The sequence below is a fragment of the Mesotoga sp. Brook.08.YT.4.2.5.2. genome (assembly GCF_003351125.1).
Classification (GTDB): Bacteria; Thermotogota; Thermotogae; order Petrotogales; family Kosmotogaceae; genus Mesotoga.
The window spans coordinates 1-1,216 of the sequence record NZ_JPGZ01000008.1; the positions used below are offsets into that span (position 1 = coordinate 1).

1 protein-coding gene is annotated in these 1,216 nt (G+C 43.1%); it reads right to left on the reverse strand.

Features of this window, described 5'->3' with window-relative positions; genetic code table 11:
• Positions 1-984: transposase (locus Q502_RS02115; RefSeq protein WP_147277863.1), on the reverse strand; the 984-nt coding region annotated here is incomplete at its 3' end.
• Positions 985-1,216 lie beyond the last annotated feature (232 nt).

Here is a 1,216-nt window from a genome sequence, read left to right on the forward strand (position 1 = left end):
TTTGTTGGGTCTTTCCTGTTCATAATCCCACTGTATTGTTCTACACAAACCATATACTCCGAACTGAGGTTGCAGATTTGACCATAGCTGAAGGTTATCGCGTTCTTCTTCGAGGACCTCTTTCACATAGTTAAGACTCAGTTTGACACCTATGATGAATTTCTGGTGGTTCTTGAAGAGCAGGTTGATGTTCTCTCCGCTGTAAAAGCCTCTGTCAAGAAGGACACTTACCTTTTTGTATCCCATGACATTGAATTCAGCCATGAGCTGCTTGACTGTTTTCACATCTGTGATATTGCCTGGAAGTTTCCGGTAGTAAAAGGGAAGTCCAGACTGTTCACCGAAGAGAAGGGCAAGGTTGATTTGAGGTAGTCTGTCGTACTCTTTGTTTCTTCCCTTCTTGACCTGTCTCAGTGTCTCTGAATAACTGGAGATGGAAGTGATGTCAAAGGCCCAGTATTCTTTCTCAATTCTACGTCTGCCCTGCTTCTTGAAGAACATCATCCTCTCTTCTTCTGAAATGGATTGGAACAGCTCACTGCTGCGCTGTGATGGTATGTCTTCTCCATAAGGATGGGCATGCAGTCTCTGCCAATGAGAAAACCTACTGAGTGAGTTATTCTCTTCGAGAATAAGATAATAGGCTACCGATAGAATCATTCTATAGCGGTCGGGAAAGCAGGCTTTCAAATCGGCCGCGACTTCGGTTATCTTTCCAACCTGATCGAGAAGATAGCAAGCACCATAGAAATCCCTTCGGATTTTGGTTATGGGAACCGGTCCAGGCTTTCTCAAGATGCCATCCTTCTGTTCAGAATCCTTCCTGTATGACCTCGTTGGTACGACTTCTCCACTGTCTGGATCCAGCTTGCCGATTAAGGTTCTCTTGGCTCTGGACTGTTGTTTTTCCCTGTCCCAATAGGCTTCGTTTTTGTAGACATATGTGATTCCTGTTTTCTTGTTCTTCTGGTAGACAATCCCCATCTCTTCACCTCGTTACATACATTATAAAATATAACGATGGATAAACCTATAGAAAATAACTCTAACGTTGTCTTTTCAATGCTTCACGAAGGTTATCATCGTTAGACTTTCCGGGAACTTAGGATGTATGTTGCCACAAGACGATATGAGCAGTCAAAGGAATCACCATGTTTTTCCTGAAGCCTTTTGAATACTCTTAAAGCCGTATGCCGCTGTTTCCTTCTTTCAAGTT